The following is a 23,503-nucleotide window of genomic DNA, read 5'->3' on the forward strand; positions in this document are numbered from 1 at the left end:
TCCTCCCGTAGCGCAACCGTCAACAATGACGTATTGTGTCATACTTCTGCGAGTTCAGGGAGCGTTACCCATGACCATCGAATGGTGGCTGGCCTATCTTTTAACCACCAGTATCTTAAGTCTTTCACCCGGTTCCGGTGCAATCAACACCATGAGTACCGGCATCAGCCATGGCTATCGCGGGGCGGTGGCTTCCATATCCGGCCTGCAGGTCGGGCTGGCGGCGCATATTGTGCTGGTCGGCATTGGCCTGGGGGCGCTGTTTTCCCAGTCGGTGCTGGCCTTTGAAATTCTGAAATGGGCCGGGGCCGCTTATCTGGTCTGGCTGGGCATTCAGCAGTGGCGTTCCGGCGGTGGGATCGACCTGCAGGCGGTGGCAAAGGCTATGCCACGTCGCCGACTGTTCAAACGTGCGGTGCTGGTAAACCTGACCAACCCGAAGAGCATCGTCTTCCTGGCCGCGCTGTTCCCGCAGTTCATCATTCCGCATCAGCCGCAGGCGATGCAGTATCTGGTGCTGGGTGCCACCACGGTGGTGGTCGATATTCTGGTGATGATTGGCTATGCCACGCTGGCCACGCGCATTGCGGGCTGGATTAAAGGACCAAAGCAGATGAAGCTTCTCAATCGGACGTTTGGCGGGATGTTTATGGCAGTGGGCGCGCTGCTGGCTTCTGCCCGGCGCATTGCCTGAATGAAAAGGCCGGGTTACCCCGGCCTGAACTCTTAGCGTGACAGGATCAGGTGAATGCCGAATCCGGCAAACAGCGCCCCGGCAACGCCATCAATCCACTTCGTCGCTCGCTGATATCCACGGCGCATCGCTGGCAGCGCAAAGATGCTGGCGACCAGAGTGAACCACGCAAAGGTCTCAGCGATAATCAGCAGAAACAGCCCCCAGCGCGCGCCCGATCCCACATCATCACCGACAAACAGAGAGAACACGCTGCCAAAATATATAACGGCCTTCGGGTTCGCCAGATTGGTCAGGAACCCTCTCATCAGGCTGCGTCCATTGCGCGACAGTTCTACCGCTTTCTCCTGCGGTGGCAGAGGATTCTTATGCTGCTGACGTGCTGAGCGCAGCATCTGCCAGCCCATCCACAACAGATATAATCCTCCCGCCACCATGATGATCTGGTGCAGCCATGCCATCTTTTGCAGGATCAGATTCAGGCCCATCAGCGCCACGCCTGCCCAGATGACAATCCCCATGGTGATCCCCAGCACGCCCAGCATCGCCTCTTTACGCGAGCGGCTTGCCGCCGTTTGCGACACAAAGAAGAAGTCCGGACCCGGGCTCATCAGAGCCACAAGGTGCACCAGCGCAATGGTCAGAAACAACATCAGCATTTTCTATTCCTTAAATACGGGGGAACTACTCTTCGCCGTCAACATGCTCGCGGATCATCACCATAAATGGTTTTCCGAAACGTTCCAGCTTGCGCTGGCCGATACCGTTAACGCTGAGCATTTCAGAAGCCGTCAGCGGCATCTGCTCGGCCATCTCAATCAGCGTGGCGTCGTTGAACACCACATAAGGCGGAATGTTTTCTTCATCGGCAATGGCTTTGCGCAGTTTGCGCAGCTTGGCAAACAGCTTACGGTCGTAATTGCCGCCGAAAGATTTTTGGTTGTTGCTGCGCGGCTTGATGCTGACCAGGCGCGGCACGGCCAGCATCAGCGGGGATTCTCCGCGCAGTACCGGGCGGGCGGCTTCCGTCAGCTGCAGGGCCGAATGCATGGCGATATTTTGCGTCACCAGGCCGAGGTGGATCAACTGGCGCAGTACGCTGACCCAGTGTTCGTGACTCTGCTCGCGACCGATGCCATACACCGGCAGCTTGTCATGCTGCATATCACGGATGCGCTGGTTGTTGGCCCCGCGCAGGATCTCCACGATGTAGCCCATCCCGAAGCGCTGACCGACGCGGTAGATGCTCGACAGCGCTTTCTGCGCCTCCACCAGGCCATCATAGCGGCGTGGCGGATCGAGGCAGATATCGCAGTTATCACAGGGCTGCTGACGGCCTTCGCCGAAGTAGTTCAGCAGCACCAGACGACGGCAGGTTTGCGCCTCGGCGAAAGCCCCCATCGCATTCAGCTTGTGGCGTTCAATATCCTGCAGCGGCCCGGGTGCTTTCTCATCCAGACAGCGACGCAGCCACGCCATGTCCGCCGGATCGTAAAGCATCAGCGCTTCAGCTGGCAGACCATCACGCCCTGCGCGGCCGGTTTCCTGATAGTAGGATTCGATATTGCGAGGAATGTCGAAGTGCACCACGAAGCGAACGTTCGGTTTATTGATGCCCATACCGAATGCCACCGTAGCCACCACGATTTGCAAATCGTCACGCTGGAAAGCTTCCTGCACCTGAGCACGGTGAGCGTTATCCATCCCGGCGTGATAGGCCCCAACGCTGAGGCCCCGGCTTTGCAGACGGGCAGCGGTGTCTTCCACCTTCGCCCGACTGTTGCAATAAATGATGCCGCACTTGCCGCGCTGGTCCTGTACGTAACGGATTAGCTGCTCGGTTGGCTTGAACTTCTCCACCAGCGTATAGCGGATATTGGGGCGGTCGAAGCTGCTGACCTGGATCAGCGGATCGTTCAGCTGCAGCAGGCGCACAATGTCGTTACGGGTCGTTTCGTCTGCGGTAGCGGTCAGCGCCATCACCGGCACCTCAGGTAACCGCTGACGCAGCTGCCCGAGCGCGCCGTATTCAGGACGGAAATCATGGCCCCACTGAGAGATACAATGGGCTTCATCCACCGCCAGCATCGCCGGGTTCCAGTGCAGCAGGTTGTCGAGGAAGTTGTCCATCATCAGCCGCTCAGGCGCGATGTAAAGCAGCTTAACCCGACCGGTACGGCAACCGGCCAGCACTTCCTGCTGCTCTTCCCGCGTCTGGGTGGAGTTCAGGCAGGCCGCCGCCACGCCGTTAGCCAGCAGCTGATCCACCTGATCTTTCATCAGAGAAATCAGCGGCGACACCACCAGCGTCAGCCCTTCCCGAACGAGTGCCGGGATCTGGTAGCAAAGCGATTTGCCGCCGCCGGTCGGCATGACCACCAGGCAGTCACGCCCTTTCAGCGAGGCCTGAATAATGGTTTGCTGACCCGGACGGAATTGCTGGTAGCCGAAGGTATCCTGTAAAACCTGCTCCGCCAGCGCTTCCTGATCAATCACTGCAGCCGTAGACACGTATTCCCCAAATCTGATGGTGGGCGCACTGAGAGCTTCAGCCCGCCCGGAGAGCATTAAAACAGATCGTTCAGCATCACGCCGACACCAACCCGGGTTTGACGGTGGTTATAGTCAATCAGGGATTCACCATAGCCACTAAAGACTTGCGTGTAGAAGCGAACGTGTTCGCTCACCGGATAGCTCCAGCCTAACTGTGCGCCGCCGTAGCCGCTGTTCCAGTTGTAGTTGCTCTGCAAGCTGAAGACGCTGGCACCCAGCTGATAGCCCACAGTCAGGCGATAATACCCCATGTACCTGGTGATATCCGGGTTATCATCATTATTTTCACTTTCTGGGATGCGGTACCAAGGTTTTGCCTCCACCAGCCAGTTACCGTTCTGCGCCATCAAACGGGCATAGACACGGTTCCAGCTGCGGGACGTCGGCTCTGAGCGGCCATTAGACTGGTGATTCAGACCCATTTCCACATCGCGCAGCGTCCAGCCAGCAAAGTTGTAGTCCGTTGCCCAACCCAGGAAAATCTGTGGCTGATAGTCGGTTTCACGGAACGGTGAAGATCCGCCGCGGTTAGACAACTGCCACCAGGAGTCCTGAGTATACGATGCCGCCAGCACCGAGTTATCGCCCAGAATGCCGCGCCACAGTGGGAAAGCCAGGCTCAGCTGGAATTTCACTTCGTCATGCCTGGCTTTATCCGCCCAGTTATAAGACTGGATCGCCTCTTTATTGATATTGCTGGTATCGGTATAAATAACGTAGTTGCTTTCATACGGATACAGGACGAAAGGATTGTCATGCTTTTCCAACAGGTTAGCAATGATACTACCACGGACGGCCGGCTGGTCATGAACCTCTGTCACCGTGGCTTCTTGTGCCAGAACTAACGAGGGAAACAGGAGTGCTGCAGTGAGCACTCCTTTCAGCATCTGCATAGTATTCTCCAGAGCAAAAACGAAATAAGTGGGTAAAAAGCATGCCATTCTACACACAAATAGTGGCCGGGATTAGCGATGATTTTCTAAAGCGATCGCCGCTATTCTTTTGGCCCTCTCATTTATTCTGTAATGCCCGGAAATGATTGAACCATGCTGGATTTACCGCTGTGCCACCGCCAGTATCCGGCTGCACGGTATACGAGAGATACACACTGTTGAGCAGCCAGGGAATTTTGTCAGGACCAAAGTTTCTGGTCACCTGAACATTCTGTTCAAAACCATAGGTAGCAACGGCCAGCCGCCCGGTATCACGGAAAATCTTCATCTGATTACGCAGGTAATGTTGACGGCTTTCGAACCAGGGACTGAGCGCCAGGAAATTATCCCAGCGCTGACGGGGGAAAGGATGCAGGGTTGCCGCCCTGATAACCTGCCAGTTCAACCGGTTTCGCGGCAGATTGTATCTGGCGGCATAAGCTGCGGAGATCGGCTTATGCATATTTTGCCGCCACCAGGTCACCAGTGAGAACTCCGTCACCAGAAACGTCTGGTCGGGGCGCATGCGCGGCAAAATATAGTCGAGGAAGGGACGCGAGGCCTCCGGTGAAGGCACATGCGGATGGATATCAACGCCCTCAATATCTGGCGTGGCTTTGACAAACGCCATCCAGCGTGCCGTTGACGGCGTGCGGTTTTTCGGCAAATCCAGCCGGTTGAGCGCCCCCATATATAAGTGCGTTTTACACTCTCTGCTGCAGTGGGCTTTGCGGTAGGCAATCACTTTTGCCACCATCGCCTCATAAAAAGTATTGAGGTCTGCATTACGATCCTGCGGACGGCTTTCAATATAGGGTTCATTGCCGATCACCAGAATATCGGCCTTCCCCATCACCTGCGGCAGGACCTGACCCAGCCGGGCAAGCTGCTGCTGAAAATCAGCGCTACCGGGCTGAGGAAAGTCACGATTAGGGAAGGGCCATTTGAGCGTCAGAATGGTTTTATAGCCTTTCGCTCCCGCTTCGAGGATCGTGCTGAGAGTACCATTGGCTCCGCCCCGCGGGCTGACTCGCGGCATCGGCAGAAATAAGCGGATCCACTCTGCATCCGCTCGCTTAAGATGTGGATAATTAACATCTTCAAAGTGTTCATTGAAGTTGGCACCAAGCGCGCCCTGGGCCAGTAATGGCGCGGGAGAAAACAGCAATGCCGCGCAAAGAAGATAAATTTTTCGCATTTGTTTCGATCCACGGGTTGTTCATGGCAAACTGAGGCAACCCTATCGACCTTAGTTCATCTCCTCTGGCTGGCAACCGGGAAAGCGATTTTTTCCTCTTTCCAACGCGATATGAAACAATTTTAAATCGCTGGTCTGCTAAAGTATTTCGCTGTGTTTTCCGCAAAGGATTTTCGAAAAATGTCTGCTGTTCCCCTCAGTCAGGACGCCGCTCGCCGCCTGATCGGTGAGATTTTTGTTGATGACATGCCGTTCAACCGCGCCCTTGGCCTGCGGCTGGATCGGCTGGAGCCTGATTACGCTGAACTGAGCTTTGCCAATCAGCAGCAGTTGGTCGGTAACGTCGCGCAAAAGATTCTGCACGGCGGGGTGATTGCCTCGGTACTGGACGTGGCGGCCGGGCTGGTTTGCGTCAGCAGCGCTCTGACCCGCCAGGACAGTATCACTGAAGGGGAGTTGCGCCAACGACTGTCGCGCATGGGCACCATCGACCTGCGCGTTGATTATCTGCGCCCGGGACGGGGGGAACGTTTTATCGCAAGCAGCAGCCTGCTACGCGGCGGTAATAAGGTCTCCGTGGCTCGCGTTGAATTGCACAATGATGCAGGCGTCTATATTGCCAGCGCCACGGCGACTTATCTGACGGGCTAGCCCTCAGCGCTCACCATTCTGCGTATTCTGAATCTAAAATCTGCCTCTGAAGGAGTCTGTCCCCATGGACGCGCAACAAACAAAGCAGGGAGTCTTCTTTGCACTGGGTGCCTATTTTATCTGGGGCATCGCACCCGCCTATTTCAAGTTAATCCAGCAGGTGGATGCCGGGGAGATCATGACACACCGGGTGATCTGGTCATTCTTCTTTATGCTGATTCTGGTTGGCGTTACCCGTAACTGGCCGAAGGTTAAGCTTACCCTGCAGCAGCCGAAAAAGGTGCTGCTGCTGGCGGTGTCCGCCACGGTAATTTGCTGTAACTGGCTGATTTTTATCTGGGCGGTAAATAATCACCATATGCTGGAAGCCAGCCTCGGCTACTTTATCAATCCGCTGTTTAACGTGCTGGTCGGGATGGTGTTTCTCGGTGAGCGCTTCCGCCGGTTGCAGTGGCTGGCCGTACTGCTGGCAGCCTGCGGCGTGCTGGTACAGCTGTGGAAATTTGGCTCGGTGCCGATTATCGCGCTGGGGCTGGCGGTGACCTTCTCTTTCTACGGCCTGCTGCGTAAGAAAATCGGCGTGGATGCGCAAACCGGCATGCTGATCGAGACCAGCTGGTTGTTGCCAGTGGCGGCCATCTATCTGTTTGGCATCGCCGACAGCAGCACCAGCCACCTGACACAAAACCCGATGTCGCTGAATCTGTTACTGGTGGCTGCCGGTATCGTAACCACCATTCCGCTGATGCTGTTTACAGCTGCCTGCACACGGCTGCGGCTCTCCACCGTAGGCTTCTTTCAGTATCTTGGCCCAACGCTGATGTTCCTGCTGGCCGTGGTGTTTTATGGCGAACAGCTGACGCCGGACAAGGCCGTCACCTTCAGCTTTATCTGGGCCGCGCTGACGCTGTTTATCTTTGATGCTCTGTGGACGATGCGGCGTCGGGAGGTTCGGTCGGCCTGAGACTGATGGAGCTGAGGTTAAAGACGGGCAGGAAGGTTAAGGTGGTGTGTGAGCAGGGAGAGTTGTTCATCCGCCTGGCTGAGGAGTGATTGGCGGCTAAAAAAATCCCGGCTCGATGGCCGGGATTTTTTTACAAATATTACTAACGATTAATTCCTAAGCGGATCACTTCGGTTGGAAATATAGGTTGTAAAATTAATTCATCATTAAAAATAAATAATTTTTTTGACAGAGCTGTGACGTCATAAAGGTTTTCAGCAATTAAAGGAAAATTTGACCTAAAAACAGGAATGTTTATATCATCAGAAAAAAAAGCTCTGTTGTCTTTTGTTTTTCTTCCTTAATGCTTCATTAATACCCTCATAGTCTGAAGATTCAATCTCTGTCCAGATTATATTTCCATTAGCGAAAGGATACTTATATAACATATCGATAGCTTCTTTTTCATCCTGACCGTTGAGCATGCTAAAATCAGAACTAAGAGCTTATTTACACTCATCAAATAAAGTCATTTGGTTTGCCTGTTTAACTGTTTTAATATAGTTTTAAATAATTTCTCATTGTCCTCAAACGGTATAACCTGTCTGACTGATTTTCCTGGTCCTTTGCCTTGAGAGTAGTCCCATATATTGATGTGAGTTCCTTTTTCCGGCTCATAATCGACACGCCTGCCAACTTTTCCATCGCTGGATTGACGTCCAGTTACTTTTCCATTTCCTGCACTTACCCCTAATCGGCCAATAACAGGTTTAGAGTCAGCTCCTAAATTACCCACAATACCTAATGCCTTGTTTCGGGCACTTTCCCAATTCTTCTCGGCTTTAAGTATTGTTTCAATTCGGTTAGCCGCACCAGGCACTTTTTTACCCGGCAATATAATCCCGGCCAGCATCCCGCCAGTCGCTTCCAGCGCTGCCTGATTACCGTCAGCCGCCTGTTTGATAGTGTCGGCTACCGCTGACCAGGTTTCACCCTGCATCAGCGCTTTCACGCCGTCAGCCACCGCCTGATTCTTCCCGGACAGATCGCTCAGCGCCTGACTACAATAGCTGTCCCCCGGCAGCACATGATGCCAGCGCCATCGGACAAAGCACGAATGAAAGAACAAGAGCAGCCCGACGGCCGTAATGAAAAACAGAACAGGCTAAGCGACCCAGCATTGACTTTTCCCTGTCAAAAGCTGATTTCATTGTACCGGACTGACCGCCTGCCTCTTTTGGGCAATGCTGAACAGCCTGTTAAAATCAGCAAATCCGTCTGAAAATAACCATAAAATTTAATGGATACTAAGGCGGATTATTCTTATTTACAACAAAAAATATCAAAATGTAAGCAAACGAAACATCATCGTTTTATAAAGGCAACTGACAGGAATTTTATAGTTGATAACTCAAAATTAAGCTGACTGCCGGTCAGCATTTGCATCTTCCGGCAGACATTACGCGGTGCTTACAGCCAGTTCTTCCGCTTAAAGTAAGCGTAAGGGGCCAGGCCAGCCAGGATCATCAGGCAGATAGCGCCAGGGTAACCAAAGCTCCACTTCAGCTCCGGCATAAACTCAAAGTTCATGCCGTAACTGGAGGCCACCAGCGTTGGTGGCAGGAAGACCACCGACACCACCGAGAAGATTTTGATGATGCGGTTCTGCTCGATGTTGATAAAGCCCATCGCCGCCTGCATCAGGAAGTTCACTTTCTGGAACAGCGACTCGTTGTGCGGCAACAGGGATTCGATATCCCGCAGGATTTCCCGCGCCTGCTCAAGCTGGTTGGCAGGCAGACGCGCCTTACGCACCAGGAAGTTAAGCGCTCGCTGGGTATCCATCAGGCACAGGCGCACCTTCCAGCCGATATCTTCCAGCTCTGCCAGCGTGGACAGCGCGGCGTCAAACTCATCGCCCTGGTGCCCTTCCATGATCACCCGGCTCAGCTTTTCCAGATCGCTGTAGATGTTCTCGATTTCATCCGCCAGCTGTTCAATTTTGGTTTCGAACAGGTCCAGCAGAAGCTCATAGGCGTTGCCGTCGATCAGCACCTGGTTACGTGCACGCATACGATAGAGGCGGAAAGCAGGCAGCTCACGCTCACGCAGGGTATAGAGACGCCCTTCACGAATGGTAAACGCCACCGTGGAGTTACCGGCGTGGTCGTCAGCATCTTCATAGAAGAAAAAGGAGTGAATATGCAGGCCATCTTCGTCTTCAAAGAAACGGGCAGATGCCTCAATGTCTTCCAGTTCAGGACGGGTTGCCAGGCTCTGGCCCAGCTCGTTCTGTACGCGATCGCGCTCACCCTCTTCAGGCTCAATCAGGTCCACCCAGACCGAACTGACCAGTTCATCGTTGGGTTCTTCCAGCTCGAGACGAGTCAGGCGGCTGTGATCAAGTTTAAATGCGCTCAGCATAGCTGTACTCCCAAATCGTAATAACGTGGGACTGGCGCTTGAACACGGGAAACGGGGCGTTTCAGGTCGATCTGACTCAGAGCGACGCAAAAGAGGGTCGCCAACAACCACGAAGGCTATCGGCAGAAGAGGATAGCCTTAGGAGTTGTACCTGGTGTCCAGGTCAATGAGCCAGTATCTACTGGGTGTGTCCAAGGCGAATGTCCTCTTAGGGTAATGGTGCGCGCATGTTACGCTGTGCTGAAAATGGCGTCAACAGCAACCCCGGATAATAAGGATTCGAATGAAACAGATTACCCGTTCCGACATCAGCCACATGAGTGAACAGGCTGCCAGCGTGGCCCGCCTGCGTTCGCACCGCACTCTGCATGAAGAACTCAGCGACCCGGTACAGCGTCTGGCCATCGCCATGGAGCCGGGCACCTACATCCGCCCGCACCGCCATCCGCAGACCTGGGAGCTGCTCACGCCGCTGAAAGGTCGCTTCGTGGTGCTGCAGTTTGATGACGCAGGAGAAGTGACCGATCGCACCGTGCTGGGCGAAGAAGTTTTGTTACAGGAAATGCCGGCTTTCACCTGGCACACGGTGCTGTCTCTGGATGAAGGCGGCGTGATTTTTGAAGTGAAGCATGGCCCTTATCAGGCGCTGACGGAAGATGACTGTCAGCACTGGGCACCTCAGGAAGGAGCCGAAGGCACTGCTGAAGTAATGGCCTGGTATGCCAGCGCGCAGCCGGGCGACCGCTACTCAAGCTGATGCTGACGGAACGGCGGTATCTTGCCGCCGTCCCAATTGGCTCAGACTGTTTCCAGCTTCGCGTAAGCAGCCACCAGCCACTTGATCCCCTGCCCCTGGAAAGCCACCTGTAAACGGCTGTGCTCGCCGCTGCCTTCCAGGTTCACAATAGTGCCTTCGCCAAATTTGGCATGGCGCACGCGCTGACCAAGGGCAAAGCCACTGTCATTCTGAGAAACTGGCGTGCCCATGCGCTGATGGCTGACCGGGCGGCTGACGCTGGCGCGCAGGCGAACTTCTTCCACGCACTCTTCCGGTAGTTCACCCACGAAGCGCGACGGACGGTGGTACACCTCTTTGCCATACAGACGGCGGGTTTCGGCATAGGTGAGGGTCAGTTTCTGCATCGCCCGCGTCACGCCAACGTAGGCCAGGCGGCGCTCCTCTTCCAGCCTGCCACCTTCATCCAGCGACATCTGGCTCGGGAACATCCCTTCTTCCATGCCGACGATAAACACCTGCTTAAATTCCAGGCCTTTCGCCGCATGCATGGTCATCAGCTGCACAGCATCCTGCCACTTATCTGCCTGGCCCTCGCCTGCTTCCAGCGCGGCATGCGACAGGAAAGCCTGCAGCGGCATCAAATCTTCATCTTCGTCCTGATAGCTGTACTGCCGCGTGGCGTTGACCAGCTCCTCAAGGTTTTCGATTCGCGCCTGGCCCTTCTCACCCTTCTCCTGGTCGTACATCAGCCACAGGCCCGAATCTTTAATCACCCGGTCAGTCTGCACGTGCAGCGGCAGCTCGCTGGTCTCCTGCGCTAACGAGTCCACAAGTTCGGTGAAGCGTTGCAGCGCAGAGGCGGCACGGCCTGCCAGCGCTTTTTCCTGCAGCAGAGCGCGGGCGGTTTGCCACAATGTAAGCTGCCGTTCACGAGCCGTCTGCCGCACCACATCGAGCGTGCGATCGCCAATGCCGCGCGTCGGCGTATTCACCACCCGCTCAAAAGCAGCGTCGTCATTACGGTTGGCAATCAATCGCAGATAAGCCAGCGCGTCTTTGATTTCCTGGCGCTCGAAGAAGCGCATGCCGCCATAGATGCGGTAAGGCATGCTGGTCTGTAACAGCGCCTCTTCCAGCACGCGCGACTGGGCGTTGCTGCGGTAGAGGATGGCGCAGTCGTTCAGCGCGCCGCCGTTTTCCATCCACACCTTGATGCGGTTGACCACAAAGCGCGCTTCATCCAGCTCGTTAAAGGCGCAGTAGATGGCGATAGGCTCACCGTCGATGCCATCGGTCCACAGCTCTTTCCCCAGCCGTCCATTGTTATTGGCGATCAGGGCGTTAGCGGCTTTCAGGATGTTGTTGGTGGAGCGGTAGTTTTGCTCCAGGCGGATGGTCTCAGCGCCGCTGAAATCGTTAAGGAAACGCTGGATGTTCTCCACCTGCGCCCCACGCCAGCCGTAGATCGACTGGTCATCATCCCCGACGATAATCACTTTGCCGCTGTCACCCGCCAGCATTCTGATCCATGCGTACTGGATGTTGTTGGTATCCTGGAATTCGTCCACCAGGATATTGGTGAAGCGCTCACGGTAGTGATTAAGGATATGCGGTTTGTTCAGCCACAGCTCGTGTGCCCGCAGCAGCAACTCGGCGAAATCCACCAGCCCGGCACGGTCACAGGCTTCCTGGTAGGCCTGATAAATTCTCAGCCAGGTCTGCTCCACCGGGTTGCCGTAGCTCTCAATATGTTTTGGTCGCAGGCCTTCATCTTTCTTGCCGTTGATGTACCACATTGCCTGACGGGCGGGCCACTGCTTCTCATCCAGATTCATCGCCTTGATCAGGCGCTTCAGCAGGCGCAGCTGATCTTCGCTGTCCAGGATCTGGAAATCCTGTGGCAGGTTGGCATCCAGATGATGTGCACGCAGCAGACGATGAGCCAGGCCGTGGAAAGTGCCAATCCACATGCCGCCCTGACTGGTGCCGATCAGCTGCTCAATACGGTGACGCATCTCGGCGGCGGCCTTGTTGGTAAAGGTCACGGCCATGACCGAATACGGCGAACAGTTCTCTACCGCCAGCAGCCAGGCAATGCGGTGCACCAGCACGCGCGTTTTACCACTTCCCGCGCCCGCCAGCACCAACAGGTTGCTGCGCGGCGCGGCAACGGCCTCGCGTTGTTTGTCATTCAAGCTGTCGAGCAGGTCTGAAACGTCCATAGGCACCGTCAGGAAAGAGGGAGCAATCAGCACTCCACTGGATATTTAACCAGCTTATTATATCAGCGCGGTCAGCGATGCCAACCGCGAAATTTCTAAAGTGGGCAGCAGACGGCTGTCAGCAATGTGCATCAGGTTGCCCTCATGCAGATTGATCCAGCAGGCCTGCATCCCGCAGCGCACGGAACCCGCCACATCGGTGGTCAGGTCATCGCCGACATGCAGAATACTTTCCAGCGGCAAACCCAGCTTTTCCGCCGCCAGCTGATACATATCTTCAAAAGGTTTGGCGCGGCCATCCGGACCGGCACGCAGGATAAATTTGAAGTATTTATCCAGCCCGAACAGGTGTGGTTCAGCGTTGCCGTTGGTGATCGCCACCAGCGGGATGCGTTTTGCCAGAGCAGCCAGCGTTTCGTGCGTTTCATCCGGCACATCAATCTGGCTGCGCCAGTGGGCGAAGTTCGCCATCACCGCACGTGAACCTTCATCAGCTTCACGTCCGTTCAATCCGACATTGAGCATCGCCAGTTCAATGGCGCGACGACGCCATTCGCTGACGTCGTGGTAAATTTCAGGTTCCTGCTCACGCAGGCTGTCGCGCAGCTGCTGATACTGCTCCACGCTGAACTCGCTCAGCGAAGGATGCCAGGACTGCAGGAAAGCGTGGGACTCTTTCGTGGTGCGACGGATCACCGGATGGTTATCGTACAGCGTGTCATCCAGGTCAAAGGTCATCGCTGCTATCGGCCGCAGCGGGCGGTAAAAATGCATCAGGATTTTCCTCGTTTGGCACGGGGATGGGCGGCATCGTAAACCGACGCCAGGTGTTGGAAGTCAAGATGGGTATAGATTTGCGTGGTGCTGAGGTTGGCGTGGCCCAGCAGCTCCTGCACCGCACGCAAGTCGCCACTGGATTCCAGCATATGAGTGGCAAAGGAGTGGCGCAGCTTGTGCGGATGAATATGGCTGGAGACGCCCTGCTTCACGCCCCACTCGGCAAAACGTTTCTGCACGTTGCGGGCCGAGATGCGTTTTCCCTGCTTCGACAGGAACACCGCATTGTCTTCCGGCGCAAAAAGCTCGCGCATTTCCAGCCAGTGCTCCAGCCACAGCACCGCCGTGCGACCAACCGGAAGGCGTCGCTCTTTGCTGCCTTTACCGATCACCCACACTTCGCCGGAGGCCATATCGAGATGGCCGGTATCAATACCAACCAGCTCCGACAGACGAAGACCGGCACCGTACATGATTTCCAACATTGCCCGGTCACGCACTGCCAGCGGATCGTTCAGGTCGATCTCCAGCAGACGATCAACTTCATCGACATCAATATTTTTCGGTAAATGGCGCGGTGCACGCGGAGTGGCGACGCCCTTAGCCGGGTTAGCCTTCAGCCTGCCCTGGCTGATTTGCCAGTCCAGAAAACTGCGTAAAGCAGAGAGGCGCAGTGCCAGGCTGGCGGGTTTTAACCCGGCACGGCGGCTGCGGGCGGCCAGCGAACGAACCTGTGCCGCATCCAGCTTCTCCCAACTGCCGAGCTTCATTTCATCCAGCAGGGTGATACAGGCGGTCAGCTGACGTTGGTAACTGGTCTGGGTCAGCGGGCTGAGCTGGCGCTCCACCTTCAGATAACGCAGAAAGCCCTCTACGGCAGACTGTAGAGGGGAGCCGCCATTCATGCGCGTTCAACCCAGCGCAGCAGCAGCTCCGGCAGCATTTGTGACAGATGCTGGAGCAGCACCGTGCCCATTCCGGGCTGGTAATGCTGGTTATCACGGCTGCTGAAGATCAACACGCCGAGGTCGCCCTGCTCGCCCATCAGCGACATGGCAACCGAGCCGATGGCTTTCGCCTGGGGCAACAGCAGCAGCAACTCGGGGCCGTTCAGGCTGCCAAGATAGTGATGCTGTTTGCCCAGGCGCTGAATGCGGATGGATTCGAAGGCCTGACGCGGCAGCGCCAGCTGCGTGAAGTCGGAAGGCGCGCCAATGCGCCACTTCTCGCTGAACAGCCGCACGTTAGCACCGGCCAGCCCCAGCTCGCGCGCCCAGCGATGCAGGCGGTTCAGCATGTCATGCAGGCTGGAAGCGGAGGCAAGGCGGGCCTGCAGCGTTAGCAGACGGTCGAACAGCTGCTGGTTAGCGCTGGCCTGCTCCATCAGCAGGGTAATCTCTTCTTCCAACTGGCTGATATGGTTACGCTGACGACCCAGCTGCCACTCCACCAGCGAAACGGTTCCGCGTACCGGATGCGGCACCAGCATTTGTTCAACCTGGCGGGCATTGCGGATAAAGAAGTCCGGATTTTGCAGCAGGTAATCGCTGACTGCACGATCGTCCAGCAGGACGCTTTCCGCCTGGAGTTCCCCGACATTTTTCATAAATGAATAAATCCGTCATAAACGTGAGTGGCAGGACCGGTCATATACAGCGAGTGACCCGGGCCTTTCCAGGCAATGTTTAAGCTGCCGCCGGGCAGATCGACGCGCACTTTTTCCGCCAGCAGCGTCTGCTGAATGCCAACCGCCACGGCGGCGCAGGCTCCGCTGCCACAGGCTTGCGTTTCACCCGCTCCGCGCTCATACACGCGCAGGCGGATGTGCTCGCGACTGACAACTTCCATAAAACCAACGTTTACCCGCTCCGGGAAGCGCTCGTGGCTTTCCAGCACCGGACCGAGCGATTCCACCAGCGCGGTTTTCACGCTGTCCACCTGCAGCACGCAGTGCGGATTGCCCATCGAAACCACACCACACATCACCGTCTGTTCAGCGGCACGCATCAGATAGAGGTTTTCAGCTTTGTTGGCGCGGAACGGCACCTGCTGCGGTTCGAAATTCGGCTCGCCCATGTTCACGCACACCAGTTCATCCTGGGTCACGCTGAGCACCATGCGCCCGGTCTGGGTACTGACGCGGATATCGCTTTTATTGGTCAGCCCTTTCAGGCGGACAAAGCGGGCGAAACAGCGCGCGCCGTTGCCACACTGGGCCACTTCGCTACCGTCAGCATTAAAGATACGGTAATGAAAATCGAGGTCAGGATCGTACGGCGGTTCAACAATCAGCAGCTGATCGAAGCCGATCCCCAGATGACGATCCGCCAGACGACGGATCAGCTCGGGAGAAAAATAGACGTTTTGCGTCACGGCATCGACCACCATAAAGTCATTGCCCAGACCGTGCATTTTGGAGAACTGCATTTTTAGCTCCAATGAGTGCGTCATAGTTGACTCTGCCGGTTAGCCATCCGAACCTGTGGAGGTTGTCGTTGACTGCTGCACTTCAGTGGCCGGTGGTTTGGTTACCGGTGCGGTCTGTTTCTTCGGTTGTTCCTGCGGCGGGAAATACAAAGGCCCTTTCAATCCGCATCCCACCAGGCTGGCTACAGCCAGCACCAGCGCCATCCGGCAAATCACTTTGTTCATGCTTATTCTGCTCGTTATTGATGCCTGTTGGTTGCCTATCATCGCAGGTGAAGTACTAAAAGCAACAGGAAAAGGTGATCGAATGTCGCAGAAGGGAAACAGCATGCACTGCGCCTGAGTGCCTGAAATGGTCTGCGGCAGAGCGGGACCCTGCCACAGTGGCATCAGTGCATCTGGTAGCGCTGAGCGTAATCGGTGTTGGCATCGTTATCCGACACCGTGGCACACAGCTGCGCCAAAGTCTGACTGCGGAAAGGGATCACCTGGAAGCGCTCGTCCAGCTGCACAATCTGATAGAACTGCGGCAGGTTGAAGTTGATAAAGCTGGAGCCGTAGGTAAAACGATCGTGAGACGATGAGTAGAAGCGGCTCACATCACGCACCAGCTCTTCCTTACTGCCTTCACAGTGGTGATAAATCTCTACCCGGTTAGTTTCATCCAGGATGTAGATATTAAAACCGTGATCGTCCTGAGTATCTTCGAAGAAGAACTGGATAATCCCCTCGCTGGCGTAGCCGTTCACCACTGCTGGCAGACGCGCCTGATCGGTTTCCACCTTGATCGACAAGCCGTGCAGCTTGTTGTTGGAGATGGCTCCGTAGAACTCCACGGCATTCTCCAGTTTCTGCACCGACACGCTCAGGCGTTCAAAGAACAGGCCCCAGGTCTGCCCGGCCACGCGCACGGCTTTAAACCGGCCAGGCTCCTGGCGTGTACTCGAAAGGCGCAGCTCGATGCATTCTGACACCAGTTGCTGCACGCGAGTGCGGATCAGCCCACGCAAATGCTGGCTGTAGCAGAACACCTCAACAGAATCTGGCGGAGCCGCATCCTGATGCATTTTGCCGAGAATGGTCTTCAACCCTTCAATCATCGCCTGCTCGCCGTTGAAATGCAGCGTTCGCACTTCATTCCACGAGTTGCGGTACAACAGGTCGATACTGCCGATCAGGCACTGTTGCTGCTGGCCGAAGCTGAACACGTCCAGCTTACGGAAATCAAAATGCACCACCTGATTGCGGAAGACGGCGGTCGGATCGTGTTCCAGGTTGACGATAATCGCCAGGTGACGAATTTCACACGGGCTGTAGAGCGCCTTCGCTGTCGGCGATGGCAGACGCAGCGGGAAGTGGTGCGAGACATCCGCCACCAGCTCCTGCAACCGGGCCAGATCGCAGATTTCGTTGCCTTTAATATGCAGGCGGGTTTTGCTGGTCAGCAGGCCGTTGAACCACGCCCAGGCCACCAGCTTGTTGAGGTAGCGGTTATATTCCAGCGGCTGATGGCTGATGATCGACTGCATGTCCGGCGACTGGTTATACAAATACCAGCCGGCACGGTTAGCCCGGCCATGCGGCACGTGGATAAAGGTCAGATGCTGTTCAGACAGGTCAGGCGAGATCTGCGGGTTAACCAGCGTCACTTTACCCGGCAGCGCTTCGAAGGCCGCATACAGCTTACGGGTCAACACACCAATATCCTGCGGACTTGCGCTGACGCTCAGGTTATTGCGGCGCGCAAAGCGGATCAGGTTGCGATAGCTCTGCATCATCGCATCAAGCAATTCGTTATGTGCTTCACGCACTCGCCCGATTTTCCAGTCAGCACGGCTGTCCAGAATCTCCACGCGCTGTGCGTCCCAGCCCCACTCGGTGACCAGCTGGCTGAGGATCTCACGCCGCCAGCCGGACTCTTCGGTTTCCACCGAGAGTTTTTCGCAGACCTTCAGATAGAAGCAGCGGCGAACCAGGTCAAGACGGGCATGGTCATCAATGCTGGTGAGGTAATGCGTCACTCTTTCCAGCATCATGCAATACGGGTCGAGGCCGTACGAGACAATTTCGCCATCGTGCAGGCGCTGTTTAATGTCCATCGCCAGCAGCCGGGTAGACGGGTATTCCCAGGAGTAGGCTTCCAGCAGCAGCGTTTTCAGCACGGCCTTATATGGCGAGTCGATGCTTTTATACAACTGCCACAGACTGGCCCCGAAATACTCTTCAGCAGAGAGCGTGTCCAGCCCTCCCAGATCCAGCCACTCGTTCGGCGTCAGAACCCCTTTCTGGTACAGCGACATGACGTAGTCGTCGTAGTGCTCTTCTTCTTCGCCGGGAACCATGTTCCACAGGATACGCTTACCGGCCAGTCGCACGGCGGTACGGTAGAACTCATCCAGCAACAGGATATGCTGGGTGGAACCGCAATCTTCGCCGCCCAGACTGCCACTTTCGTTGTGGCGGAAGCGATTTTCGTCGATCAGGAAGAAGCTGACTTCCACCCCCATCGCCGCACACCACTTTTGCAGAAGAGTGCATTTTTTCTGCAGGCAGAGGCGCTCTTCATTATCCAGCCATGACTGGTGGCAGACCCAGATATCAAGGTCCGAGGTGAGATTCTGACCAACGGAGGAGGTGCTGCCCATAGAGTAGACGCCGGTAATCGGCATCTCGCCCTGCGGAGGGATCGCGACGCTTGATCCGGATTTCCCTTCCAAATCATTAAGATAGCTTATCTGGTTTTCATCAGGCGTGTAGAAGCTGATGCCATGTGGAACGTTACCTTCAAGATAACCCGGCATCAGCGGATGATGATAATGTAATAAGGTTGGCAGCAGACTGTATACCTGCTGGAAGGCAGGTCCCATAGCAGCCAGGGCGCGATCGACGCGCAGCTGGTTGATGGCATCCAGTCTCTGTTTCAGTGTCTCTATGTAGAGGTACAAGACGTCTCGCCTGATTATCCCAGTGCTTACAAAAAACCCTGTTTCCGAAATCCGCCGCTTGATTTAAAAATAGTCGTGCGAAAAATGCTGGAAACGTGATCAATCTAACACCAGGCTGATTGACCGTAAAGAAAGTTGCGCTACTTAACAGTTTAGCACGTTTTACAATCGATCTGCCTCAAGATCCCTCAACACGCCTCTTCCCTGCCGTTTAAACCCGCGGAAACTGACAGCATTCCCGTATCAATGATAGGATAATCAATGAACGATAAAAACGGTAACAAGCATGTTAGACAAAATTTTAAGAATTGCCACCAGGCAAAGTCCGCTTGCGCTATGGCAGGCACATTATGTTCAACAGCGCCTGATGGCCTGCCATCCGGGGCTTCGCGTTGAGCTGGTGCCGATGGTGACCAAAGGGGATGTGATCCTCGATACCCCGCTGGCCAAGGTCGGCGGCAAGGGCTTATTCGTCAAAGAACTGGAGCAAGCGCTGCTGTCCGACCGCGCTGATGTTGCCGTTCATTCGATGAAAGACGTGCCGGTAGCCTTCCCGGAAGGGCTGGGGCTGGTCACGATTTGCGAACGGGAAGATCCGCTTGATGCCTTCGTGTCTAATCAATTCGATTCTGTCGATGCCCTGCCACAGGGTGCAGTGGTGGGCACCTCCAGCCTGCGCCGCCAGTGCCAGCTCAGCGCACGCCGTCCGGATCTGATTATCCGTTCCCTTCGCGGTAACGTCGGTACGCGGCTGGGGAAACTCGACGCCGGTGACTACGATGCCATTATTCTGGCTGTCGCCGGGTTAAAGCGTCTGGGACTGTCCGATCGTATCCGCCACGCTATGCCAGCCGAGGAGTCTCTGCCAGCTGTGGGCCAGGGCGCGGTGGGAATTGAGTGCCGTCTTGATGATGCTCAGACCATCGCCCTGTTGGAAGCGCTGAATGATGAAGACACCTCGGTGCGGGTTAAAGCCGAGCGCGCAATGAACACCCGCCTGGAAGGGGGCTGCCAGGTGCCGATCGGCAGCTATGCGGTCCTCAATGGCGATGAGCTGTGGCTGCGTGGCCTGATCGGTTCACCTGACGGCACCGAGATGGTCCGTGGCGAGCGCCGTGGCCCGCGTGCAGATGCTGAGAAAATGGGCATTTCACTGGCGGAAGAGCTGCTGAACAACGGTGGACGTGAAATTCTGGCCGAAGTCTATCAGGGGAATCCTCCCGAATGACCATTCTGGTAACCCGACCCGAACCGGCCGCTGACGAGCTGGTCAGCCGTTTGCGTCAGGCGGGAAAGGTTGCCTGGTCAATGCCGCTGATCGAATTCACACCGGGAACAGGGCTGGGCAACTTGCCCCGCCAGCTCGCATCGTTGCAGGAAGGCGATCTGGTGTTTCTCCTGTCGCAGCACGCCATTCATTATTCTCAACCCGCTCTGACACGAGCCGGAGCCGCATGGCCCGCAGACCTGAACTATTATGCTATAGGTCGCACCACTGCGCTGGCCCTGCATGCAGCCAGCGGGCTGGATGTTATCTGGCCCCATGAGCGTGAAACCAGCGAAGTGCTGATACAATTACCTGCGTTACAAAAAGTCGCCGGAAAGCAGGCTTTGATCCTGCGGGGCAATGGCGGACGTGAACTTCTGGCAGAAACCTTGCAACAGCGCGGAGCTAATGTACAGTTTGTTGAGTGCTATCAACGCTGTGCAAAGCACTATCAGGGTTCAATAGAGGGTAAGCGCTGGCGCGACCGCGGTATCACCACTCTGGTGGTCACCAGCGGTGAAATGCTGCAACAACTTTATTCGCTGTTCCCCGATATAGATCGTGAGGAATGGCTTCTGCACTGCCGACTGGTTGTCGTCAGTGAACGTTTGGCTGCCCGCGCCAGGGAACTGGGTTGGCGCGATATCAGGGTGGCCAATGGTGCCGATAACGACGCGCTGCTGCGGGCGTTACAATAAACTTAAATATGGGATGTGCCACAATGACGGAACAAAAAGATTCCTCTGCCATGGTTGATGAGACCACCCCAGCGGTAGAGATCTCATCACCAGAACAACAACCAGGCCGTAAGTCGCGGAATACCGCCACGGCGCTGGCTGTTCTGGCGATTGCAATCGCGCTGGCTTCAGGCGTCGGACTTTATATTAACGGGAAACATAAGACAGACCAACTGACCGCGGCCAATCAGGCACTGGCGAACCAGCTGTCCGAGCTTCAGCAGCAGTCAGTCGGCGACAAGCAGACCCTGGTGCAGCAGCTGACCACGCAGACCAGCGCGCTGGACACGGCCCGTCAGCAGCAGGCCGCCATGAGCCAGCAGCTTGACCAGTTAAAAGAGAAAGTCGCTACCATTTCCGGTAACGATGCACATACCTGGCTTCTGGCTCAGGCCGATTATCTGGTGAAACTGGCTGGCCGGAAGCTATGGAGCGATCAGGATGTCACCACTGCTGCCGCCCTGCTGAAAAGTGCGGATAACAGCCTGGCTGAAATGAACGATCCGAGCCTGATTGAGGTACGTCGTGCGCTGACCAATGACATCAGCTCGCTGTCTGCGGTGAGCCAGGTCGATTACGACGGCATTATCCTCAAGCTGAACCAGCTCTCCAACGGCGTGGATAACCTGCGCCTGGCCGATAACGACAGCGACGATTCCCCGATGGATGCCGACAGTGGCGAACTCTCCTCTTCGCTGCACGAATGGCGTCAGAATCTGGTGAAAAGCTGGCACAACTTTATGGATGACTTTATTACCATCCGCCGCCGCGACGCCACTTCAGAGCCTTTGCTGGCACCAAACCAGGAAGTCTATCTGCGTGAGAACATCCGTTCGCGGCTGCTGATTGCCTCTCAGGCGATTCCCCGCCACCAGAACGAGATCTACAAGCAGTCAATCGACACGGTCTCTGCCTGGGTGCGTGCCTGGTACGATACCAACGATCCTGCCACCAAAGCCTTCCTCAGCCAGCTGGATGAACTGAGCCAGCAGAGTGTGTCGATGGATGTGCCGGATGCGCTACAGAGCCAGCCGTTGCTGGATAAACTGATGCAAACGCGCGTGCGCAACCTGCTGGCCCAGCCCGGCACCGGGCAACAGCAGCAGGGAGAATAAGCATGCTCAAGGTTCTGATACTCTTTCTGTTACTGATGGCCGGTGTGGTGCTTGGCCCGATGCTGGCCGGTCACCAGGGCTACGTCCTGATCCAGACTGATAACTGGAATATTGAAACCAGCGTCATCGGCCTGGCGATCGTGCTGATCCTTTCGCTGATTGTGATCCTGTTTGTGGAGTGGCTGCTGCGTCGGTTATTCCGCACCGGGGCCAGAACGCGCGGCTGGTTCAGAGGCCGCAAAGGCAATCGCGCCCGCAAGCAGACCAATGCAGCGCTGATGAAGCTGGCCGAAGGCGATCACCGCCAGGCGGAAAAACTGCTGTCGCGTAATGCCGACCATGCCGAACAGCCGGTGGTGAACTACCTGCTGGCCACTGAGGCTGCGCAACAGCGCGGTGATGAGATCCGTGCCAATCAGCACCTCGAAAGAGCGGCTGAGCTGGCTGGTAACGATCAGCTACCGGTAGAGATCACCCGTGTGCGCATTCAACTGGCCCGGAATGAGGACCATGCCGCGCGTGGCGGTGTCGATCGTCTGCTGGAAGTGGCTCCGCGCCATCCGGAAGTACTGCGCCTGGCTGAACAGGCTTACGTACGCACCGGTGCCTGGGGCTCATTGCTGGATATTCTGCCAGCGATGGAGAAAGCCCAGGTGTCTGACGATACCCATCGCCTGGCGCTGCAGCAGGAAGCCTGGCTGGGGTTAATGAATCAGGCGATGGCCGATCAGGGCAGCGAAGGTCTGAAGCGCTGGTGGCAAAACCAGAGCCGTAAAACCCGCCATGAAACGGCGCTGCAGGTGGCGATGGCTGACCACCTGATCGTCTGTGATGACCATGAAACGGCGCAGCAAATCGTGCTGGATGGACTGAAGCGTAATTACGACGAGCGTCTGGTGCTGCTGATGCCGCGGCTGAAAACCGGCAACCCCGAGCAGCTGGAAAAAGCGCTGCGTCAGCAGATCAAACAGCACGGTGCCACGCCTCTGTTGCACAGCACGCTGGGCCAGCTGCTGATGAAGCATGGCGAGTGGGAGCAAGCCAGCGAAGCCTTCAGGGAAGCGCTGAAGCAGCGTCCTGATGCGTTTGACTACGCCTGGCTGGCCGATACGCTTGATCGTCAGCACAAGCCGGAAGAAGCGGCGGAAATGCGTCGGGACGGCCTGCTGCTGACGCTGAAGAATACGCCTTAGCGTCAAAGCATCTGTCACGAGCCGGGTTAATTACCCGGCTTTTTTTTGCCTGATTTAAGGTCGGGGCAAAAAAAAACACCTGCCAGTCCGGCAGGTGTAAAAGATCAGGTCGGTAAGACAATTTGGCTGATACCTGACTCAACGTAGTGTCCTGGTCCCATTAAGGTCTTACGACGATAGTGGTGGGTGGACAACAGGTATCGTAAAGGGCTCTGCATCATTCCCGGGTTTATGAAGCGTTAGCAAACATAAGGAGTGGAATGAGCATCTACACGGTTATTATTGCATAAGCCGTGCCAGGTCAGAATTGGTGGATAAAAAAAATTTAACTTATTGATAAATAGATGCTTTAACATGAGTATTTTTTGAGACTCTCTTTGCAGCACCGTCGCTAATCTGCAACATTCCCTTCACTGTGCGTCGCCATCTGGAGACAATCAGCGCATAGTTAAGTAAGTTCGTTATAAATCATAATGTTAGTTGTCTCTTAAATGAGACAAAGCGTCCCTTCCCTGGTTGCCGTACGGCTCAAACCTCCTTCGGAGGTCCTCATCCTTTATGGGCTACAGATGCAAAAAGGCCAGCTCGAAAGCTGGCCTTTTCTGAATGTGGTCGGCGAGAGAGGATTCGAACCTCCGACCCACTGGTCCCAAACCAGTTGCGCTACCAAGCTGCGCTACTCGCCG

22 protein-coding genes, 1 tRNA gene and 1 pseudogene are annotated in these 23,503 nt (G+C 55.8%); 8 read left to right on the top strand and 16 right to left on the bottom strand.

The genetic code is table 11. The annotated features are described in order from the left end of the window. The first annotated feature begins 70 nt into the window (after window positions 1–70). Window positions 71–694, top strand: coding sequence for a homoserine/homoserine lactone efflux protein (rhtB, locus tag AC3Y5R_RS22185; RefSeq protein ID WP_489923140.1), 624 nt, complete (start codon window positions 71–73; stop codon window positions 692–694). A gap of 32 nt (window positions 695–726) precedes the next feature. On the opposite strand, the gene rhtC is transcribed toward rhtB, so the two are convergent. From rhtC to AC3Y5R_RS22205, 4 genes are all read right to left on the bottom strand, one after another. After that, window positions 727–1,353: a threonine export protein RhtC gene (gene rhtC / locus AC3Y5R_RS22190; protein WP_489923141.1), complete on the bottom strand. Its 627-nt coding sequence runs from the start codon at window positions 1,351–1,353 to the stop codon at window positions 727–729. A gap of 25 nt (window positions 1,354–1,378) precedes the next feature. Continuing rightward, on the bottom strand, window positions 1,379–3,205 hold the full coding sequence (gene recQ, locus AC3Y5R_RS22195) for an ATP-dependent DNA helicase RecQ (protein WP_158781978.1): 1,827 nt from the start codon (window positions 3,203–3,205) through the stop codon (window positions 1,379–1,381). A gap of 56 nt (window positions 3,206–3,261) precedes the next feature. Continuing rightward, complete coding sequence (pldA, locus tag AC3Y5R_RS22200) at window positions 3,262–4,140, bottom strand: phospholipase A (RefSeq protein WP_489923142.1); 879 nt, start codon at window positions 4,138–4,140, stop codon at window positions 3,262–3,264. Window positions 4,141–4,258: 118 nt separating this feature from the next. After that, a complete protein-coding gene (locus AC3Y5R_RS22205; protein ID WP_489923143.1) occupies window positions 4,259–5,377 on the bottom strand; it encodes a hypothetical protein in 1,119 nt (372 codons plus the stop codon). A 180-nt stretch (window positions 5,378–5,557) separates the two neighbouring features. Here AC3Y5R_RS22205 and AC3Y5R_RS22210 point away from each other — a divergent pair, with 180 nt between their 5' ends. Both AC3Y5R_RS22210 and rarD read left to right on the top strand, forming a co-directional pair. Then, window positions 5,558–6,028, top strand: coding sequence for a thioesterase family protein (locus AC3Y5R_RS22210; RefSeq protein WP_489923144.1), 471 nt, complete (start codon window positions 5,558–5,560; stop codon window positions 6,026–6,028). Window positions 6,029–6,092: 64 nt separating this feature from the next. Next, window positions 6,093–6,992 carry an EamA family transporter RarD gene (rarD, locus tag AC3Y5R_RS22215; RefSeq protein ID WP_489923145.1) on the top strand — a complete coding sequence of 300 codons (900 nt, stop codon included), beginning with the start codon at window positions 6,093–6,095 and terminating at the stop codon, window positions 6,990–6,992. Between the two features lie 142 nt (window positions 6,993–7,134). On the opposite strand, the gene AC3Y5R_RS22220 is transcribed toward rarD, so the two are convergent. From AC3Y5R_RS22220 to ysgD, 4 genes and pseudogenes are all read right to left on the bottom strand, one after another. Continuing rightward, on the bottom strand, window positions 7,135–7,290 hold the full coding sequence (locus tag AC3Y5R_RS22220; protein ID WP_489923158.1) for a CDI toxin immunity protein: 156 nt from the start codon (window positions 7,288–7,290) through the stop codon (window positions 7,135–7,137). 210 nt (window positions 7,291–7,500) lie between these two features. Then, window positions 7,501–7,929 (bottom strand): annotated as a pseudogene (locus AC3Y5R_RS22225) (hypothetical protein); the annotation flags it as partial. 512 nt (window positions 7,930–8,441) lie between these two features. After that, the gene (gene corA / locus AC3Y5R_RS22230; RefSeq protein WP_489923146.1) at window positions 8,442–9,395 is read right to left on the bottom strand and encodes a magnesium/cobalt transporter CorA; all 954 of its coding nucleotides are present in this window, start codon (window positions 9,393–9,395) and stop codon (window positions 8,442–8,444) included. A gap of 138 nt (window positions 9,396–9,533) precedes the next feature. Continuing rightward, complete coding sequence (gene ysgD, locus AC3Y5R_RS22235) at window positions 9,534–9,590, bottom strand: YsgD/CorL family protein (RefSeq protein ID WP_369699783.1); 57 nt, start codon at window positions 9,588–9,590, stop codon at window positions 9,534–9,536. Between the two features lie 88 nt (window positions 9,591–9,678). Between ysgD and AC3Y5R_RS22240 the strand changes: the two genes are divergently transcribed. Then, entirely contained in the window at window positions 9,679–10,152 is a 474-nt protein-coding gene (locus tag AC3Y5R_RS22240) for a WbuC family cupin fold metalloprotein (RefSeq protein ID WP_489923147.1), read from the top strand. A 41-nt stretch (window positions 10,153–10,193) separates the two neighbouring features. Here the strand turns inward: AC3Y5R_RS22240 and uvrD are convergent, their stop codons facing one another. The 7 genes from uvrD to AC3Y5R_RS22275 form a co-directional block, all read right to left on the bottom strand. Beyond that, a complete protein-coding gene (gene uvrD / locus AC3Y5R_RS22245) occupies window positions 10,194–12,356 on the bottom strand; it encodes a DNA helicase II (protein WP_158781971.1) in 2,163 nt (720 codons plus the stop codon). A gap of 57 nt (window positions 12,357–12,413) precedes the next feature. After that, complete coding sequence (gene yigB / locus AC3Y5R_RS22250; RefSeq protein WP_489923148.1) at window positions 12,414–13,130, bottom strand: 5-amino-6-(5-phospho-D-ribitylamino)uracil phosphatase YigB; 717 nt, start codon at window positions 13,128–13,130, stop codon at window positions 12,414–12,416. Then, window positions 13,130–14,038 (bottom strand): tyrosine recombinase XerC, encoded by a 909-nt coding sequence (gene xerC / locus AC3Y5R_RS22255; RefSeq protein WP_489923149.1) that lies wholly within the window; start codon window positions 14,036–14,038, stop codon window positions 13,130–13,132. The genes yigB and xerC overlap by 1 nt, the downstream gene beginning before the upstream one ends. After that, window positions 14,035–14,739 carry a DUF484 domain-containing protein gene (locus tag AC3Y5R_RS22260; RefSeq protein ID WP_489923150.1) on the bottom strand — a complete coding sequence of 235 codons (705 nt, stop codon included), beginning with the start codon at window positions 14,737–14,739 and terminating at the stop codon, window positions 14,035–14,037. Before AC3Y5R_RS22260 ends, xerC begins: the two co-directional genes overlap by 4 nt. Next, window positions 14,736–15,560: a diaminopimelate epimerase gene (dapF, locus tag AC3Y5R_RS22265; protein ID WP_489923151.1), complete on the bottom strand. Its 825-nt coding sequence runs from the start codon at window positions 15,558–15,560 to the stop codon at window positions 14,736–14,738. Before dapF ends, AC3Y5R_RS22260 begins: the two co-directional genes overlap by 4 nt. 39 nt (window positions 15,561–15,599) lie before the next feature. Then, a complete protein-coding gene (gene lptM, locus AC3Y5R_RS22270; RefSeq protein WP_158781966.1) occupies window positions 15,600–15,785 on the bottom strand; it encodes an LPS translocon maturation chaperone LptM in 186 nt (61 codons plus the stop codon). Window positions 15,786–15,949: 164 nt separating this feature from the next. After that, complete coding sequence (locus AC3Y5R_RS22275; RefSeq protein WP_489923152.1) at window positions 15,950–18,505, bottom strand: class I adenylate cyclase; 2,556 nt, start codon at window positions 18,503–18,505, stop codon at window positions 15,950–15,952. Between the two features lie 286 nt (window positions 18,506–18,791). On the opposite strand from AC3Y5R_RS22275, the gene hemC reads away from it, so the two are divergent. The 4 genes from hemC to hemY are packed head-to-tail and all read left to right on the top strand — an operon-like array spanning window position 18,792 to window position 22,817. Next, entirely contained in the window at window positions 18,792–19,733 is a 942-nt protein-coding gene (gene hemC / locus AC3Y5R_RS22280; protein WP_489923153.1) for a hydroxymethylbilane synthase, read from the top strand. Then, window positions 19,730–20,470 carry a uroporphyrinogen-III synthase gene (hemD, locus tag AC3Y5R_RS22285; RefSeq protein WP_489923154.1) on the top strand — a complete coding sequence of 247 codons (741 nt, stop codon included), beginning with the start codon at window positions 19,730–19,732 and terminating at the stop codon, window positions 20,468–20,470. The genes hemC and hemD overlap by 4 nt, the downstream gene beginning before the upstream one ends. A gap of 23 nt (window positions 20,471–20,493) precedes the next feature. Then, complete coding sequence (gene hemX / locus AC3Y5R_RS22290) at window positions 20,494–21,624, top strand: uroporphyrinogen-III C-methyltransferase (RefSeq protein WP_489923155.1); 1,131 nt, start codon at window positions 20,494–20,496, stop codon at window positions 21,622–21,624. Between the two features lie 2 nt (window positions 21,625–21,626). After that, window positions 21,627–22,817: a protoheme IX biogenesis protein HemY gene (gene hemY, locus AC3Y5R_RS22295; RefSeq protein ID WP_489923156.1), complete on the top strand. Its 1,191-nt coding sequence runs from the start codon at window positions 21,627–21,629 to the stop codon at window positions 22,815–22,817. 609 nt (window positions 22,818–23,426) lie between these two features. Here hemY and AC3Y5R_RS22300 read toward each other — a convergent pair. After that, window positions 23,427–23,503, bottom strand: a tRNA-Pro gene (locus AC3Y5R_RS22300).

Source organism: Erwinia sp. 009765445 (assembly GCF_058137865.1).

Coding starts and splice junctions, on each gene's coding strand:
- rhtB (WP_489923140.1), top strand. CDS start 71: ATGACCATCGAATGGTGGCTGGCCTATCTTTTAACCACCAGTATCTTA.
- rhtC (WP_489923141.1), bottom strand. CDS start 1,353: ATGCTGATGTTGTTTCTGACCATTGCGCTGGTGCACCTTGTGGCTCTG.
- pldA (WP_489923142.1), bottom strand. CDS start 4,140: ATGCAGATGCTGAAAGGAGTGCTCACTGCAGCACTCCTGTTTCCCTCG.
- AC3Y5R_RS22205 (WP_489923143.1), bottom strand. CDS start 5,377: ATGCGAAAAATTTATCTTCTTTGCGCGGCATTGCTGTTTTCTCCCGCG.
- AC3Y5R_RS22210 (WP_489923144.1), top strand. CDS start 5,558: ATGTCTGCTGTTCCCCTCAGTCAGGACGCCGCTCGCCGCCTGATCGGT.
- rarD (WP_489923145.1), top strand. CDS start 6,093: ATGGACGCGCAACAAACAAAGCAGGGAGTCTTCTTTGCACTGGGTGCC.
- corA (WP_489923146.1), bottom strand. CDS start 9,395: ATGCTGAGCGCATTTAAACTTGATCACAGCCGCCTGACTCGTCTCGAG.
- AC3Y5R_RS22240 (WP_489923147.1), top strand. CDS start 9,679: ATGAAACAGATTACCCGTTCCGACATCAGCCACATGAGTGAACAGGCT.
- uvrD (WP_158781971.1), bottom strand. CDS start 12,356: ATGGACGTTTCAGACCTGCTCGACAGCTTGAATGACAAACAACGCGAG.
- yigB (WP_489923148.1), bottom strand. CDS start 13,130: ATGCATTTTTACCGCCCGCTGCGGCCGATAGCAGCGATGACCTTTGAC.
- xerC (WP_489923149.1), bottom strand. CDS start 14,038: ATGAATGGCGGCTCCCCTCTACAGTCTGCCGTAGAGGGCTTTCTGCGT.
- AC3Y5R_RS22260 (WP_489923150.1), bottom strand. CDS start 14,739: ATGAAAAATGTCGGGGAACTCCAGGCGGAAAGCGTCCTGCTGGACGAT.
- dapF (WP_489923151.1), bottom strand. CDS start 15,560: ATGCAGTTCTCCAAAATGCACGGTCTGGGCAATGACTTTATGGTGGTC.
- lptM (WP_158781966.1), bottom strand. CDS start 15,785: ATGAACAAAGTGATTTGCCGGATGGCGCTGGTGCTGGCTGTAGCCAGC.
- hemC (WP_489923153.1), top strand. CDS start 18,792: ATGTTAGACAAAATTTTAAGAATTGCCACCAGGCAAAGTCCGCTTGCG.
- hemD (WP_489923154.1), top strand. CDS start 19,730: ATGACCATTCTGGTAACCCGACCCGAACCGGCCGCTGACGAGCTGGTC.
- hemX (WP_489923155.1), top strand. CDS start 20,494: ATGACGGAACAAAAAGATTCCTCTGCCATGGTTGATGAGACCACCCCA.
- hemY (WP_489923156.1), top strand. CDS start 21,627: ATGCTCAAGGTTCTGATACTCTTTCTGTTACTGATGGCCGGTGTGGTG.